The organism is Gryllotalpicola daejeonensis (assembly GCF_039538145.1).
Classification (GTDB): Bacteria; Actinomycetota; Actinomycetes; order Actinomycetales; family Microbacteriaceae; genus Gryllotalpicola; species Gryllotalpicola daejeonensis.
The window spans coordinates 577,832-593,299 of record NZ_BAABBV010000002.1; the positions used below are offsets into that span (position 1 = coordinate 577,832).

Genomic DNA, 15,468 nt, shown 5'->3' on the forward strand with positions numbered 1-15,468 from the left:
ATAGCTTGTGCGCGTCAGTTACCGCAATGACGCGTCTCTCACCCATACACGAAAGGAACCGCACACCATGGCTGGTATCGCCGCCAAGCTCGACAAGGCCTACGAGAACCTCAGCGTCGAAGAGCTCGCGAAGGCCCCCGTCGCCGCCCTGCAGGGCGTCAGCGACTCGGACGCCGAGCACCTGAAGGCCGCCTTCAACATCACCACCATCGGCGACCTCGGCACCAACAAGCACTTCCTCTGGGCAGAGGCGATCGCGAAGCTCGCCGAGTAGTCACGCCCTGCTCGAAGCGGCCCCGCACCCGGCGTCGGAGTGCGGGGCCGTTCTCTATCTCTAACGACGAGATCTCTAACGACGAGCCCTCTAGATGACGAGCGGCAGCTCGCGGGTGCGATCCCACGGCTCTGTCCAGCCGAGGCGGTCGAACAGCGCGTCGAGCAGCATCGCGGTGAAGCCCCAGAGCGTGCGCTCGCCGCCCTCGGTGCGAATCAGAAAGGCCGGCCCGCGCCACACGTGGCCTTCGCGGCGGATCACCGTCACCCCGCGGTTCGCCGGGTCGAGCAGCTCTGCGACCGGCAGCCGGAAGACGGCCGCGCTCTCCGCTTCGTCGACGACCCGCACGGGCGAGGGCTTCTGCCACCATGCGAGCACCGGCGTCACGAGATGACCTGACCGCTCGAGTGGCACCTCGCCCAGCGCGCCGAGCACCTCGACGCCCGTCGGGTCGAGGCCGGTCTCCTCCTGCGCCTCGCGCAGCGCAGCATCCGTCGCGCTCGCATCACCCGGGTCGATGCGCCCGCCAGGGAACGCGATCTGGCCCGGGTGCGCCCGCAACGTCGACGCGCGTTCCACCAGCAGCACGTCGAGATCGCGCGAGACGACGGATGCCTCGGCCGAACGGTCCGCGGGCAGATCGTCCAGCTTCCCGAACAGCATGAGGACGGCGGCGGCTCGACCTTCGGCGGTGAGCGGTGGACGCAGCGCGGCGAAGGCGGCGGCACCCGAGTCGGCGATGGCTGCGAGTTCTGCACGGGCGGTCACCGGCGACCACCGCCCGCGAGCAGGGCGTAGCCGAGCGGCAGCGCCGAGACGCACATCAGGACGATGCCGGCCGGCAACGCCGACGGCACGAGCAGGACGCCGCCGATCAGGAATCCCGCGAACAGCACCGCGCCGACGGCGCGACGGATCAGTCGCTCGAGGCGGGACAGGCGGATGTCGAGTGCGGGCGTCGCGACGGTGACGACGCCGTCGTTGACGCGGGTGATCAGCGTGTCGATGCGGCCGGGCAGCCGCGCGAACACGCCGGCCGCCGACACGATCTCGCGCGCCGCGGATGCGACGACGTTGCCGCCCTCTTCGCGCAGCAGGCGCTGCGCGAAGGGCTCGATCGCGTCCCAGATGTTGAACTCGGGGTCGAGCGCGCTGCAGACACCGGAAGTCAGCGACATCGAGCGGATCACGAGCAGGAAGTTCTCGGGCAACTGGAACGGCAGTGAGCGCACGACGCGGCCGAACTCCTGCCCGAAGTCGCGGAACTCGCGCGGGTCGACGCGGCGCAGCTGCGCGAAGCCCATGCCGCCGAAGCGATCGAAGAGCCTCGTCATCGCCCGTTCGAGCTCGGCGGTGTCTGCGGAGGGCAGCAGGATGCCGACCTGCTGGATGCTCTCGATCAGCTGCTGCCCGTTGCGTGCCGCGACCGCCACGAGCAGTCGCCGCAGGCCCGCCCGCAGCTCGTCGGTGATCTCGCCCATCATGCCGAAGTCGATGAAGGTGAGGGTGAACGCCTGACCGTCTGACGTGCGCCGCCCGGGCGTGACGAAGATGTTGCCCGGGTGCGGGTCGGCGTGGAAGTACCCCTGCCCCAGCAGCTGCTCGAACATCACCTCGGCGAAGACGTTCGCGACCTCGTGCGGGTCGATGCTCGCGGCGCGCAGCGCGTCGACGTCGTTGATCTTGATCGCGCTGACGTCGGCGAGGGTGAGCACGCGGCGGGTGGTGCGCTCCCACACGACCTCGGGCACTTTCACGCGGGGGTCGTTCGCGAAGAGCGCCGCGAACCGCTCCGCTCCGACGGCTTCGTGCAGGTAGTCGATCTCTTCGAGGCTCGTCTTCGCGAACTCGGCGACGAGCGCGTGCGGGTCCACGTGCCGGGACACGACGCTCAGGCGGCTGAGCCACCCGGCGACGCGGCGCAGCGCAGCGAGGTCGACATCGACGATGGCCTGGATGCCGGGCCGCTGCACCTTGACGACGACGCCGTCCTGACCGAGCAGCTCGGCGTCTTGCGCGCCGAGGCGCGCGCGATGCGCCTGACCGAGGGATGCCGCAGCCACCGGCACCTCGTCGACGTGGGCGAACGCCCGCGCCAGCGGCACGCCGAGCTCGCTCTCGGCCAGCTCGCGAACCGCAGGAAACGCCGCGGCGGGCACCTCGTCCTGCAAGCCGGCGAGCTCGCGCGTGATCTCGGGCGGCAGCACGTCGAGCCGAGACGACAGGAACTGCCCGACCTTGATCATCAGTCCGCCGAGCTCGACGGCGAGCGCGTGGAAGCGCTGCGCGATGCGGGTCAGCCGGGCCGCGCGGCCCCGGTCGCTGAGTCGCTCGAGACCCAGCCGCGGCAGCACCAGCTCGAACCACCACGTCTGCACGAGGTAGGTCGCCGCGAAGCGCAGGATGCGGCGGTAGCGCGCCCGCTCGAGGCCCGCACGCCGGCCGGACGGCACGCCGTAGGGTCCGCTCGCAGGCGGCATCCGATCAGCCCCGTGCGTCACTCCTGCGCGAGGATCGCGTACAGCTTGCGCCGCACCTCGTCGAGCAGCTTCGCTGCTTCTTTCTGCTGCTCTGGCGTGCCCGAGCGCTGCACCTGGGCGGCGGCCTGCGCGAGCTCCATGCCTGACTTCGGCAGCGGGCCGATGCCGAACAGGTCGCGCTTGCCCGATTCCTGCCAGGAGGCACGCGCCGCAGCTGCCTCCGCTTCGGCCTTTCCGGCCTCGGTGAGCGAGTAGGTCTTGCGGCCGTCGGTCGTGGTCGCGGTGACGACGCCCTCGTCGGCGAGCAGCTGCAGCGTCGGGTAGACCTCGCCGGCGCTCGGCTTCCAGCCGCCACTGCGCTCGCCGATCTCGGCGATGAGCTCGTAGCCGTGGCGCGGCTTCTCGGCGAGCAGCGCGATCACGGCGGCGCGCACATCGCCGTGGCCGCCGTGGCCGCCGCCGCGCGGGCCGAGCCGGTGCTCGACCGCGGAGCGCAGCTGGTCGAACGCATCTGAGAGGGACGGGCCGGCGCCAGGGCGCCCGCCTGCGAAACCGCGCGAGCTGGTGCCCGCGCCCGTGAACGACGTGCTCATGACGACCTCCCGGTCTGACGTGGCGCGGCGGGGTTGTCGCCGCACTTTCACGATATGCGGCTGGGGATGCTTTGTCTTCTGTTCCCCGCGTCGTCACAGCCCCAGCACGGCCGCGAACCGCGCCGCTGTGGCCGGCTGCCCGGGACATCTACCCAGCACCGAGACCATCGCGGCCTTCTCAGCAGGCTCGACCCACAGGCCGTACGCGGCCTTCACCGAAACCTGCCGAGCGACATACGCGCAGCGATACGACGCCAACGCAGGCAGCCACGCCGCAGCATCCTTGTCGCCCTTCGACTCGTTGGAGTGCTCATCGACCGCCAGCAGGTTGCCGGGGTCGTTCGCGAACTCCTCGCGCTTCTGCTGCGTCCACGCCTGCGCCCCGGTCTGCCAGGCATCGCCGAGCGCGACGACATGGTCGATCTGCACCAGCGCCGACGTCTTCTCGCCACGCTGGAACGCGATGGTCTGCCCGGTGTACGGGTCGGCGAGCGTGCCCGTCAGCACCTCGCAGTAGCTGTTGCGCGTGATCCCGCGCAGATCGCGCGCCAGGATGTCGTTGCGCGTGTCGCACCCGTTGCGATCCATGTCGAGCCACGCCTCACCGAAGTCGGTCGTGCGCTGGTACTTCACGCCGCCCTGCGCATTCTTGACGGGCAGCGCGTCGAGCAGCGCGAGCGCTGTTCCCGACGCGGGCGAAGGGGCCGGGGATGCCTGCACCGGCGGCGCCGCAGAGGGAGTGACCAGAGTCGCGCTCGGGGTAGGGCCGAACCCGCGATCAGCAGTCTGGGCGTGCGAGGACCGTCCGTTCGCCATCGCCCCCGAGATCAGCCCGGCTGCGACGACCGCAGCCACGACGAGCCAGGTGACGCGCGTTCTTCCCACAGTTGCATCAGCCTACGAAGCGAGCCCGCGATGGGGCGGCTCCCACTCCGCGGGTCGGACGGGTCAGGCATCCGCTCGCCCTCATCGCGCCCGTCTCGGTACGAAATCCGCATGCGGTGACCAGCCGCACGAGAAGTGGGTACTTCTCGGCTATGAGAACCAAGAGAGCGGCCCTGACAGCCGTAGCACTCACCGCGGCCGCCGTGATCCTGGCCGGCTGCTCGGGCGGCGGCAGCACCGACAGCAGCAAGTCGACCAACTTCAGCACCAAGGTCTCGGGCACGCTGAACGCCTGGGGCTTCAACAGCCCCGACGAGGTGGGCAAGGCCCGTCTCGCCTACGCCAAGAAGCAGCTCGGCGGCGTCAAGATCAAGATGGACGAGACCGCGTTCGACGCGCAGAAGTTCACGACGCGTGTCGCGAGCGGCAATGTGCCCGATGTGGTGCAGATGGATGCCAACCTGGTCGCCACCTACGCGGCACAGGGCCTCATCGAGCCGCTCGACAAATGCTTCAGCGCCCACAAGATCGACCCGAGCTCGTACTTCTACCAGTCCGTCAATGACGACGTGACCTACAAGGGCAAGATCTACGCGGTGCCGCAGTTCTATCAGCCGCCGGCCATCCTGCTGAACAAGAAGGTACTGGATGCCGCGGGCGTCACCCCCTCGCAGATCAACACGTCGAAGCCCGACGAGCTCATCGCCGCAGCGAAGAAGATGTACAAGGAGTCGGGCGGCAACCCGACCGTGCTCGGCTTCAACCCGGTCGCGAGCGGGCAGCCGGGGCTGTGGATCCTCGGCTACGGCGGCCAGCTCACCGATGAGAACGGCAAGCCGACCCTGGACAACCCGAAGAACGAGAAGGGCCTCGAGGTGCTCAAGCAGATCACCGACGCCCAGGGCGGCTACGCCAAGATCAAGAGCTTCTCGGACTCGTTCGACATGTTCGGCGCCGACAACGAGTTCACCAAGGGCCAGGTCGGGGCGGAGGTCGACAACCAGTGGTACGTCAACGTGTTGACGCCTTACGCAGACAAGATCGACCTCGCCGCCGTCCCGTTCTATGCCTCTGACGGCAAGCCGTTCACGGTCGCGAACGGCACCTCGTTCGTCATCCCGACCGCGGCGAAGAACAAGGACGCCGCGTGTGCGTGGGCGACCTCGTTGGTGAGTGAGGGCGCGTGGGATGCCGCGGGCCAGGCTCGCGCGAAGACGATCGCCGGCACCCCCGGCGGCATCAACACGGGTCTGTTCACCGGCAGCCCGAGCATCGACAAGAAGCTTCGCTCGCAGTATGTGAAGCCGAGCGGCAACGCCGGGTTCGATCAGGCGATCTCGACCTACTACGACATCGTCGGCGATGGGAAGTCGTTCGGGGCGTCACCCGCGGGCCAGCAGATCAACACCGAGCTGCAGAACGTCATCTCGTCGGTGCTGCTCGGGAAGGCGACACCGGCGGACGCCCTGAAGAAGGCGCAGGCCTCTGCTTTGCGGGCATACCAGCAGGCGACGAAGTAGGGGGCTCTGCTTGCGCGTCCCGCGCCGACGTTTGCGTCTCCCGTTCCGGACGCGGACGTCGGCGCGGGCCACTAAAGGCACTCGCCTCAGCCGAAGATCGCCTCGACCTCGGCTGCCAGCTTCTCGTTCCAGTCGAGGGCGAGGCCATCGAGGATGCCTGCCCAGTGATGCTCTTTGCTCACCCCGACGATCGGGGCGGTGACGAGGGGGTGGTGGAACAGCCAGGCCATCGCGAGCGCCGCCTGCGAGACGGCATGGGCGGCGGCGAGCTCGTCGAACGCGCGCACCTTCGCCATCGCGGTCTCGTAGTCGAGGAACGGTGCGGCGGACGAAGCGACACTGGCACGGTCACCGGTCTGCGGTCGCTCGCCGTTGCTGTAGCGGCCGGCTAGGAGCCCGTTCGCGAGCGGCGAGAAGGGGGTGTAGGCGAGGCCCTCGCTCGCGACGATCGGGAGAACCTCCGCATCGTCCGCGCGAGCGAGCAGGGAGTATTGGTTCTGCACCACCTCTGGGCGCGCGAGACCCAGCCGGTCGGCGGTCTCGAGCGCGGCGGCGAGTGTGGGGCCGTCGACGTTCGAGAGGCCGTACGCCTTGATCGTTCCGCGCTCGACGGCGTCGCTGAAGACAGGAAGCGACTCGGCCCATGGGGTGTTCGGGTCGACGGTGTGAGCGACATACAGGTCGACGCGGCCGATGACGTCGATGCTGTGCTGCAGCTGGCGGCCGATGCGCTCGGGGTTCAGGTTCGGCCCGGCCGCGGTCATGCCGGTCTTGGTCTGGATCAGCACGTCGGCGTCCGGGTGGCTGCGGTTCCACACGCCGACGACGCGCTCACTCTCGCCACCCGTGTAGACGTCGGCCGTGTCGATGACCTTCACGCCCTCGGCGACAGCGCGGTCGATGAGTGCGAGCCCAGCTGCCTCGTCGAGCCCGAGGCCGGGGCCGGTCGCGACGGCGATGCCGCCGATTCCGCCGGTGCCGAGCAGGAACCGCCCGAGCTGAGCGCGGCGCTCTGTTGCCGATGATGCGATCCAGGTCATGTGGATTCCTTCCGAACGGTTGTCGGTCTCAGAATCGAACCGACTGCGCTGACCCACCGTAACAGAGTAAGTCAGGAATCCGAACTTAGTCGGCACGCGTGGCAGCAGCTGCGTTCAGTCGGCCTCAGCCGACCTTCCGCACGAGCGGGGTCGCGTGGCGTTCGCCCCACGTGCGCAGCCCGGCGAGCACCGGGCCGAGCTCTTCGCCGGCAGCGGTCAGGAAGTATTCGTCGCGTGGCGGTCGCTCGGAGTACCGGTGGCGCTCGATGACCCCAGCCTCTTCCAGCTTCCGCAGGCGCTGAGCGAGCGTCTCGCGCGGGGTGCCGGTGTTGATCTGGATGTCCGTGAAGCGCCGCACCCCGAACCCGAGCTCGCGCAGTATGAGCAGCGACCAGCGCTCACCCACGAGCTCAAGCGCGTCGGCGATCGAGCAGACGCGCGCATGTCCGAGATTGGTCGGTTCGTTTGGCTGACTCACCGTCGCACTCTACCTCCGGCATGTGAAGAACCGGCTGTCGCAATGCCCCCTGTTGATCGAATCTTTGTGCGTTTTTTGAGGCGCTTTTTCCGACTGCTTTTCCGGTTTATTCGAATATTTGTTACACTCGGTCTAGCGTTGATCGGGGGGCACATGGCGTCAGACAGGCAGAGCGGGTGCGAGGCGTTCGCGCGCGTGAGCGCGCTGCTGCCGGTGTCGCTTGCTGTGCTGACCGATGACCCGCTGGTCGGGTTCGCACAGGCCGTCGAGGAGGCCGGGCGGGTGCTGGACGGGCTGCGACTCGGGGTGGCGCGCGAGTTCGACAATCGCACCGACGAGACGCTGGGTGAGGACTCGCTGGCTAGGAAGCTCGGGGCGAAGAGGCCCTGGGGTGCGCTGGAGACCGTGACCCGCACTTCGGCCAAAGATGCCCGGGAGCGGGTGGCCGAGGCGCGCCGGCTGGCGAAGTTCGCGGTGCTTGAGGCTGCGGTCGAAGCCGGGGTGCTGGGGCGGGCGCAGGCGGTCGCGATCATGGAGCCGCTGCTGCCGGCCGCGGACCGCGCCGACACCGCACTGGTGGAAGCCGCGTGCGAGAACCTCGTGGACCTCTCGAAGGTGCTCCCGGCGACCGCGGTCGTGGAAGCCGCCGAAGCGTGGGCGCTGGTGCTGGACCCGGACGGGGTCGAACCCGTCGAGAAAGCCGCCGTCGAGAAACGGTTCTTCCGCCTCGGACGCGCCAAAGACGGCCTCGTGAAGTTCTCCGGCGCCCTCCCAGTGGAGCAGGCCGCCGCCGTGCGGGCGCTGCTGGATGCGTACGTGAACCCCCGCGCCGGAGCATCGGTGATGTTCACCCCGAACGCTGCCGACGACTCGAACGACGTGGAAGACGGCCGGCAGAAGCCGATGCTGACCGCCACGGAAACCGAGCCCCCGACGGACACGCGCACCCCGGACCAGAAGCGCGCCGACGTGATGCACGCCGTGTTCGCCGCCGCCGCCCGCGCCCCCGAGACTCCCACCATGGGCGGCTCGCACCCCACGGTGTTGGTCGTGGTGCCGAAGGACGACTTCGAGACCGGACACGGGGCCGCCCGCATCGACGGGGAAGACGAACCCGTCAGCGCGAAGACCGCCAAGCGGATCGCCGAGACCGGCGGATACCAGGAAGTCCAGATCGACTCGGCCGGGAAGATCCTCAACCTCGGAGACACGAAACGATGCGCCACCGTCTGGCAGCGCAAAGCCCTCGCGGTCAGAGACAAAGGCTGCATCATCCCCGGCTGCACCATGCCCGCCAGGTGGTGCGAGGTCCACCACATACGGCCCGACCGCGACGGCGGACCCACCGACATCCTCAACCTCACCCTCCTGTGCTGGTTTCATCACAACGACATCGACACCGGCCCCTACCAACTCCGCATGGGCGACGACCGAACACCAGAAATCCGCTGGACCTTCGGAAGCCACGCCACCGAATGGATCAAGGCCATCCACACCCCGAAACGCGACCTCAGCACCGCCACCTGAAACGAGTGGCAGAGCTCTGCCCTGACAGCGGAATCTTCCTGGCGCGGTCGACCCGTCCGTTGGCCGGGGGCGCTAACCCTTGCGGCCCTGAGTCGCGACGCCCTCGACGAAGTAGCGCTGGCCGAAGGCGAAGATGATCAGCATCGGCAGCGTGACGAGCAGGGCCGCGACCATGACGTACTGATAGTCGCCGTGGCCGCCGTTGGTGGGGCTGAACAGGGTCATGGCATACGAGATCCCCAAGGGCACCGTGAACTGGTGCACGCTGCCGGCGTTCAAGTAGATGAGCGCGGCCTGCAGGTTGTTCCAGCTGGCCTGGAACTCGAAGATGAACACGATGATGAACGACGGGATCGACAGGGGCATCGCGATCCTTCTGAACAGGCCCCAGTAAGACGCGCCATCGATCCGCGCGGCTTCGAACAGCTCCCGGGGCAGGCCAAGAAAGAACTGCCGCTGCAGGAAGATGTAGAACGCCGAGCCGAATAGGTTCATCCCGAACAGCGGAACCCAGGTGCCGAGCAGGCCGAGGTACTTCCAGATCAGGTACTGCGGCACCATCGTCACGGCGCCCGGAAGCATCATCGTGGCGAGGACCAGCCCGAACAGGAATCCGCGCCCCGGGAACTTGAAATATGCGAATCCGAACGCCACGACGGAACTCGAGACCGCGACGAGCCCCGCCGCCAGCAGCGCGATGACGATGCTGTTCAGCAGCCACGACAGCAGCGGCAGCTGGTTCCAGACCTCGACGTAGTTCGACAGGGTGATGGTGCGCGGAATCAGCCGGTTGTCGAACACGTCGCCACGGGGTTTGAAGCTCGCCGCGAGCAGCCACGCGAAGGGGTACAGGAACAGCAGCCCGAATGCGGCGATCACGATCCAGAGGATCACCTTGCCGATGGTGCTGCGCCCTCGATAGAACCCGGCGCCGCGACGGTCGCGGCGCTTCTCGGACTCGGCCGCGTCCGAATACTCGGCGGCCAGAGACGCCGCCTGGGGTGCGTGCGTGACCGACATCAGTTGTCCCCCTCGTAGTAGACGAAGCGGTTGCTGAACTTCACCTGCACCAGCGTGATGATCAGGATGATCACGAACAGCAGCCACGCCATCGCCGCCGCGAAGCCGAAGTTGAACTGCCGGAACGCCTGCTGGAAGAGGTAGATGCCGTAGAACAGCGAGGCATCCGTCGAGGCGTTCGTCTGGTCGCGCCAGAACAGCAGGTATGCCTGATCGAAGATCTGCAGGGCGGCGATCGTCAGCACGATGACGTTGAAGAAGATCGCGCCGGAGATCATCGGCAGCGTGATGTTGAAGAACTGCCGCACCGGCCCTGCGCCATCGATCGAGGCCACCTCATAGAGGTCGCGGGGAACGTTCTTGAGCGCCGCGAGGAAGATCACCATGGTGCCGGAGACGCCCCACAGCGTCATCAGCACGATGGACGGCTTCACCCAGTTCGGGTCGACGAGCCATTGCGGGCCGGGGATGCCGAAGAACCCCAGTGCCTTGTTGATCGCCCCGGTGTTGCCGTTCAGCAGCAGCAGGAACACCGACGCCGTGGCCACCGCCGGCGTCATCTTCGGCAGGTAGAAGATCGTGCGCATCACGCTCGAGCCGCGGCCCACCTTCGCCAGCAGGATCGCGAGGAACAGGGCGAAGATGATCTCGAGCGGCACCGCCAGCACCGCATAGAACAGGGTGTTCCCGAGCGACATCATCACATTGGGGTCCTGCAGCAGCTGCGCGTAGTTGCCGAAGCCCGCCGGCGTGGCCCGGTTCGTCGCCAGGTTGTAGTCGCTGAACGAGATCACCAGGCTGTAGACCATCGCGCCGAGCGTGAACACGAGGAATCCCACGATCCACGGGCTGATGAAGAGGTAGCCCGCGATCGCCTCACGCTTGTTGTACTTGCGCACGCGCCGCGAGCGCGACGCTGTGGCCGTGCCCAGGCTCGTCGCAGATGTCATGCCGGTTCGGTTCCCCGGTGCGAAGAAGAGAAACGCTTCTGGTCTCCATTCGGCTTCGCCGAGTCGACCGGTGCGGCTTCGCCGAGTCGACCGGTGCGGCTTCGCCGAGCCAACCCGCGCCTCCCCCGTCATGGGGTCAAACGTTCACGAGCAGGTCGGTTTGCCGTTTCCTGACCTCGCCAGGGTCGGAAGGGTGACTGACACCATCTCCTCCACGTCGAAGGGCCTCGACTTCTCTCGTCGCAGCCTGCTTGCCGCCCTCGGCGCCTCGGGCGCCGCCGCCGTCGCCGGCGTCGCCATCGGCTCCCCCGCCAACGCCGCCACCCCCGCCTCGTCCGCCGCAGTGTTCGGCTCGTCGTCGAAGCCCGGCACGAAGCCCGCCGGCGCGATCGTGCCCGCCGTCGCCGGGCTGCACGTCACGTTCGGCGCCGATGCCGCGACCGAGGCCACGGTGTCGTGGCAGACGATCGTTCCCGTTCAGAACCCGAAGGTGCTGATCGCCAAGGACGGCGGCCAGTTCGAGCGTGCCACCGCCGCCGTCACCACGCAGTACACCGACGCCAAGTCCGGCCAGGTCGTCTACGTCTTCCACGGCCGCCTGCGCAACCTGAAGCCGGGCACCGACTACGTCTACCTCGCCGTGCACGACGGCGCGAAGCCCGAGTTCGGCACCTTCCGCACTGCGCCCTCCGGCCGCACCGCGTTCCGATTCACGAGCTTCGGCGACCAGGGCACGCCCACCACGGGCAAGCAGGTCAATGGAACCTGGGTCAACGACAACCTCGGGTCGCCGTCTGCAGGCGACACGACCGCCGGCGTGGAATCCCTCGAGCCTCTGCTCCACCTCTTCAACGGCGACCTCTGCTACGCGAACCTCGCCACCGACCGCGTGCGCACGTGGTCCGATTTCTGGAACAACAACTCGCGCTCCGCGCGGCACCGCGCGTGGATGCCTGCGCCGGGCAATCACGAGAACGAGAAGGGCAACGGCGCCATCGGCTACCAGGCCTTCCAGACCTACTTCGACACCCCTCGCCAGCCCGGTCAGACCGACACGACCGCGGGGCTCTGGTACGACCTCACCGTCGGAAGCGTGAAGTTCATCTTCCTCGCCAACGACGACATCACGTATCAGGACGCCGGCGACGAGAACGTGCTCGGCTACTCGCACGGCGCGCAGAAGGCCTGGCTCGAGGCAACGCTGAAGGCCGCCCGTGCCGACTCGTCTATCGACTGGATCGTCGTGTGCATGCACCAGGTCGCGATCTCGACCGCGTCGAACTTCAACGGGGCCGACCTCGGCATTCGCGAGCAGTGGCTGCCGCTGTTCGACAAGTACGGCGTCGATCTCGTCGTCGGCGGCCACGAGCACCACTACGAGCGCTCGCTCGCGATCCGGGGCCAGCAGGCGAACCAGACCAAGACGCCGATCCCCGTCTCGAACGAGCTCAGCACCATCGACACCACCAAGGGCACCGTGCACATGGTGATCGGCGGCGGCGGCACCTCTGCGCCGTCGAACCAGCTGCTCTACCCGGGCACACCGCTCGCGACCGACCCGGCGGACCTGCCGACCTCGCGCGTCGTCGTCGGCCGAGACACCACGGTCGACCGCGCCACGGCTGGCCACTACCCGCCGATCTATGTCGAAGAGAAGGCGACCTGGGCGGGTGTGCGCGACGTCGGCCACAGCTACGGCTTCGCCGCGTTCGACGTCGACCCCGGCCAGCACGCCGGCGACCTGACGAAGATCACCGTGACGTACTACGAGGTCGGCGGCCCCTACGGCACGCTGACCCCGTTCGAGACGTTCACGCTGCAGCGCCCCCGCTCGGACGCGCACCGTCGCTGAGCCCGCTCGCGCCGCACCCGCGACGACAGCAGATGCCGGATTCCGCGTGGATTCCGGCATCTGCTGTCGTCGCACGCATTCAGGAGCGCTGAGCGAGATCCGCGCCCACGCTCACATTGAGTGTTTTTGATCAGATTTGCTCTTGCCCGATCACCATTGAGCAAGTAGCGTCCGAGCTATGAAGACGTCTGCGCTCTCCCGGGTCGTGCTCGCGGCCGCACTGACGGCCGTCGGAGTCATGGTTGGCGCGACGCCCGCGCTGGCCCACTCCACCCCGGCTCACGCGAGCGGCGGCCAGCACGCGCCTGCCGCCAGCTCACCGATCGCCCAGAAGCTCGCTGCCGCGGCCTACATCTCGCCGACCGATGCTGCGTGGCCCCGCCTGATCACGACGGGCCCCTCTCTCGGCTTCGTCGTGGTCAACGTCTCGAACGGGCCCGGCTCCGCCGCGGTCGATTCTTGGAAGACCGTCATTGACCAGGCCCACGCCGCCGGCGTGAAGGTGCTTGGCTACGTCGACACCGGCTATCTCGGTGGCTCGGTCCCTGTGCGCACGACCCGCCTCGGCGACACCGATGCCACCTCCTGGATGGTCCAGGCCGAGCAGGACGTCGACCGCTGGTACAGCTTCTACGGCGGCTCGATCGATGGCATCTTCTTCGACGACGGCATGAACACTTGCGGCCCGACAGCCGGGAGCACCGCATTCTCCGACGACTACCGCTACCTGACCGGCGTGCTTCACGACCAGCACCTCGGCGCTCTGTCCGTTCTGAACCCGGGCATCACCGTGCCGCAGTGCTACGAGGATTCGGCCGATGTGCTCGCGACCTTCGAAGGGCCGGCGTCGAGCTATCTGGCGCCGACCGCCGACCTCGCGCCTCTGCCATGGCAGGCGAAAGCGGACCCGGACAAGTTCTGGAACATCGTCTACGACGTCGACCAGTCGCAGCTGCCGGCCGTCATGGCGGCTTCGAAGGCGAACAACGCCGGTTACATCTACGCCACCGACGACGACCTGCCGAACCCCTACGACACCATCCCGGCCGCCGACTACTGGGCCCAGGAATCCGCTCTCGCAACACCTCAGCACACCGTGGCGCCGCACGCCGCGGTCGGCGCAGCGGTGCGCAGCCGCACCGCCACATCGGTCACTCTCGATTGGCAGCCCTCATCGAAAGCGGACGCCGTCGCGTATGACATCTACGAGAACGGCACCAAGATCGCATCGATCGGCACCGACCACGCGACCCGGCGAGGTCTGCAGACCACAGTGACCGGCCTCACGCCGTCGCACGCGTACTCCTTTCAAGTCCGCGCCCGCAGCGCCTCGGGTGCCCAGGCGCCTGCGCGAACGCTGCGCACTTTCACCCGCGCCGCCACCGGTGTCGCACCGGGAACTCCGACCGGCGTCACTGTGACGGGCATCGCCGCGGGGTCCGCGACGCTCAGCTGGCACGCCGGTCGCGGGGGCAGCGTGGCGGGTTATGAGGTGACGGTGAACGGTGCTCCGACGCTGACGCTGCCGGCATCCGTCACCTCCGTGCACATCGGCGGACTGGCGCTCGGCGCTGACGCGACGTTCACTGTCACGGCCGTCGGCGACGACGGGAAGTCCTCGCCGCCGTCGGCGCCGGTGACCGCCGCCATCCCGAGTCCGACACCGATCACGAACGCGGCCGTCGACTTCGGCGCCGTGACGACGACGCTCTCCGCCGATTACAACGTCGCCTTCTCGTTCGATCACGTCTTCATCGATACCGACTCCTCCACGGCGACCGGCTACCAGACGAGCGGAGTCGGGGCTGAGTTCATGATCGAGAACGGCACCCTGTACCGCGATGCTGACGACTCGAACAGCTGGAACTGGGCACCTGTCGCGCTCGACGCCGGCCCGCTCATCTCAAGCACCGGCGGCCATTACGTCTGGCAGGTTCCGTCATCGGTGTTGGGCTCGACGACCAGCATCACCGTCGTGTTCAGCGGTACCGGGTCGTACCCCGACTACACGCTCGCGCCGATCACCGCGCAGCAGCACGGTTAAGGCCGTAGCACCCCCGTCGGCGCGAACCACCGGCGGCCGGAGCGCCAGACCTCGGCGACGACGCGCTGCAGCGCCGTCGCCGGGGTCACCGCGCGGCGATCGAGCTGTGCGAGCGGCACCCCGAACACGAACTTGGCGACGTCGGCATCCCCCTCGTCGCGGTCCTCCCCCTCCGAATCCACGCCAGCGACCAGTTCGAACCGACGCTGGAACCGCACGATGTTGCTGTCGCCGCCGAGCGCGACCAGCCGCGGGTCGAGCAGCCACGACGTGCAGGCGAACCCCGCCCTGTCGGCGAAGAAGCGACGCGCCTGCTCGAGCGAGTCATCGACCAGCTCAGGCGTGAGCGGGCCGAGCTCAGGAATGTGCACGGCTCTGCCCTGCGGCCCCACCGCGCGCTCGAACTGCAGCCTGCCGAGCTGCAGCACGTCGCCACGAAGCAGCGTCACGAGCCACTCGCGGATGCCGTTGTCGCCGTACGCACGCACCTTGCGCCCGACATCCGCCCAGAAATCCGCTCGAACCCGGTCGGGAACGCCGAGCACGACCAGCCTCTGGGACGCCTCGGGCACGAGCTCCGCGAGCGCGCCCAGGAAGCCGGCGAATTCGAGGGCGCTCAGCGCGCGCTCGTGCGCCGGTGTCAGTTCGGGCGCGTGCAGCGCCGCGCGCACCACGTCGAGCTCGGCAGTGCGCGGCGGCCGGATGCCTGCCCCGAGGCCGTCGAGCCCGAGCGCCTCGAGCTCGGGCACCTCAAGCCGACCCGACCCGTGCCCATCACCCGGCAGCGTGTCGCCCACAGCAGCCG

At 68.3% G+C, this 15,468-nt stretch carries 14 protein-coding genes; 5 read left to right on the plus strand and 9 right to left on the minus strand.

All coding sequences use genetic code 11. The features are described from left to right. Positions 1-67 precede the first annotated feature (67 nt). Entirely contained in the window at positions 68-274 is a 207-nt protein-coding gene (locus tag ABD736_RS15585) for a hypothetical protein (RefSeq protein WP_344792796.1), read from the plus strand. A gap of 90 nt (positions 275-364) precedes the next feature. On the opposite strand, the gene ABD736_RS15590 is transcribed toward ABD736_RS15585, so the two are convergent. The 4 genes from ABD736_RS15590 to ABD736_RS15605 form a co-directional block, all read right to left on the minus strand. Further along, on the minus strand, positions 365-1,042 hold the full coding sequence (locus tag ABD736_RS15590) for an NUDIX hydrolase (RefSeq protein WP_425555035.1): 678 nt from the start codon (positions 1,040-1,042) through the stop codon (positions 365-367). Beyond that, positions 1,039-2,754 carry an ABC1 kinase family protein gene (locus ABD736_RS15595; RefSeq protein WP_344792961.1) on the minus strand — a complete coding sequence of 572 codons (1,716 nt, stop codon included), beginning with the start codon at positions 2,752-2,754 and terminating at the stop codon, positions 1,039-1,041. The genes ABD736_RS15590 and ABD736_RS15595 overlap by 4 nt, the downstream gene beginning before the upstream one ends. Positions 2,755-2,771: 17 nt before the next feature. Continuing rightward, entirely contained in the window at positions 2,772-3,347 is a 576-nt protein-coding gene (locus ABD736_RS15600; protein WP_344792797.1) for a PadR family transcriptional regulator, read from the minus strand. 93 nt (positions 3,348-3,440) lie between these two features. After that, the gene (locus ABD736_RS15605; protein WP_344792799.1) at positions 3,441-4,232 is read right to left on the minus strand and encodes an HNH endonuclease family protein; all 792 of its coding nucleotides are present in this window, start codon (positions 4,230-4,232) and stop codon (positions 3,441-3,443) included. Positions 4,233-4,384: 152 nt separating this feature from the next. Here ABD736_RS15605 and ABD736_RS15610 point away from each other — a divergent pair, with 152 nt between their 5' ends. Further along, positions 4,385-5,752 carry an ABC transporter substrate-binding protein gene (locus ABD736_RS15610; RefSeq protein WP_344792801.1) on the plus strand — a complete coding sequence of 456 codons (1,368 nt, stop codon included), beginning with the start codon at positions 4,385-4,387 and terminating at the stop codon, positions 5,750-5,752. Between the two features lie 86 nt (positions 5,753-5,838). On the opposite strand, the gene ABD736_RS15615 is transcribed toward ABD736_RS15610, so the two are convergent. Together ABD736_RS15615 and ABD736_RS15620 are read right to left on the minus strand one after the other, a co-directional pair. Beyond that, positions 5,839-6,792 (minus strand): aldo/keto reductase, encoded by a 954-nt coding sequence (locus tag ABD736_RS15615; protein WP_344792803.1) that lies wholly within the window; start codon positions 6,790-6,792, stop codon positions 5,839-5,841. A 124-nt stretch (positions 6,793-6,916) separates the two neighbouring features. Next, positions 6,917-7,270 (minus strand): winged helix-turn-helix transcriptional regulator, encoded by a 354-nt coding sequence (locus ABD736_RS15620; protein ID WP_344792804.1) that lies wholly within the window; start codon positions 7,268-7,270, stop codon positions 6,917-6,919. A gap of 195 nt (positions 7,271-7,465) precedes the next feature. On the opposite strand from ABD736_RS15620, the gene ABD736_RS15625 reads away from it, so the two are divergent. Further along, a complete protein-coding gene (locus tag ABD736_RS15625; RefSeq protein ID WP_344792805.1) occupies positions 7,466-8,797 on the plus strand; it encodes an HNH endonuclease signature motif containing protein in 1,332 nt (443 codons plus the stop codon). Positions 8,798-8,869: 72 nt separating this feature from the next. Here the strand turns inward: ABD736_RS15625 and ABD736_RS15630 are convergent, their stop codons facing one another. Both ABD736_RS15630 and ABD736_RS15635 read right to left on the minus strand, forming a co-directional pair. Further along, positions 8,870-9,817 (minus strand): carbohydrate ABC transporter permease, encoded by a 948-nt coding sequence (locus ABD736_RS15630; RefSeq protein WP_344792806.1) that lies wholly within the window; start codon positions 9,815-9,817, stop codon positions 8,870-8,872. Next, positions 9,817-10,767 (minus strand): carbohydrate ABC transporter permease, encoded by a 951-nt coding sequence (locus ABD736_RS15635; RefSeq protein ID WP_344792807.1) that lies wholly within the window; start codon positions 10,765-10,767, stop codon positions 9,817-9,819. The genes ABD736_RS15630 and ABD736_RS15635 overlap by 1 nt, the downstream gene beginning before the upstream one ends. Before the next feature lie 193 nt (positions 10,768-10,960). On the opposite strand from ABD736_RS15635, the gene ABD736_RS15640 reads away from it, so the two are divergent. Next, a complete protein-coding gene (locus ABD736_RS15640) occupies positions 10,961-12,619 on the plus strand; it encodes a purple acid phosphatase family protein (RefSeq protein ID WP_344792808.1) in 1,659 nt (552 codons plus the stop codon). A 178-nt stretch (positions 12,620-12,797) separates the two neighbouring features. Then, entirely contained in the window at positions 12,798-14,663 is a 1,866-nt protein-coding gene (locus ABD736_RS15645) for a spherulation-specific family 4 protein (RefSeq protein WP_344792809.1), read from the plus strand. On the opposite strand, the gene ABD736_RS15650 is transcribed toward ABD736_RS15645, so the two are convergent. Then, positions 14,660-15,460, minus strand: a complete 801-nt coding sequence (locus ABD736_RS15650; RefSeq protein ID WP_344792810.1) for a hypothetical protein — start codon at positions 15,458-15,460, stop codon at positions 14,660-14,662. The two genes, ABD736_RS15645 and ABD736_RS15650, sit on opposite strands and share 4 nt — an antisense overlap. Positions 15,461-15,468: the final 8 nt, after the last annotated feature.

Excerpts from the sequence above, each read along its gene's own strand:
- ABD736_RS15585 (WP_344792796.1), top strand. The coding sequence starts at position 68 with ATGGCTGGTATCGCCGCCAAGCTCGACAAGGCCTACGAGAACCTCAGC.
- ABD736_RS15595 (WP_344792961.1), bottom strand. The coding sequence starts at position 2,754 with ATGCCGCCTGCGAGCGGACCCTACGGCGTGCCGTCCGGCCGGCGTGCG.
- ABD736_RS15600 (WP_344792797.1), bottom strand. The coding sequence starts at position 3,347 with ATGAGCACGTCGTTCACGGGCGCGGGCACCAGCTCGCGCGGTTTCGCA.
- ABD736_RS15610 (WP_344792801.1), top strand. The coding sequence starts at position 4,385 with ATGAGAACCAAGAGAGCGGCCCTGACAGCCGTAGCACTCACCGCGGCC.
- ABD736_RS15615 (WP_344792803.1), bottom strand. The coding sequence starts at position 6,792 with ATGACCTGGATCGCATCATCGGCAACAGAGCGCCGCGCTCAGCTCGGG.
- ABD736_RS15630 (WP_344792806.1), bottom strand. The coding sequence starts at position 9,817 with ATGTCGGTCACGCACGCACCCCAGGCGGCGTCTCTGGCCGCCGAGTAT.
- ABD736_RS15635 (WP_344792807.1), bottom strand. The coding sequence starts at position 10,767 with ATGACATCTGCGACGAGCCTGGGCACGGCCACAGCGTCGCGCTCGCGG.
- ABD736_RS15645 (WP_344792809.1), top strand. The coding sequence starts at position 12,798 with ATGAAGACGTCTGCGCTCTCCCGGGTCGTGCTCGCGGCCGCACTGACG.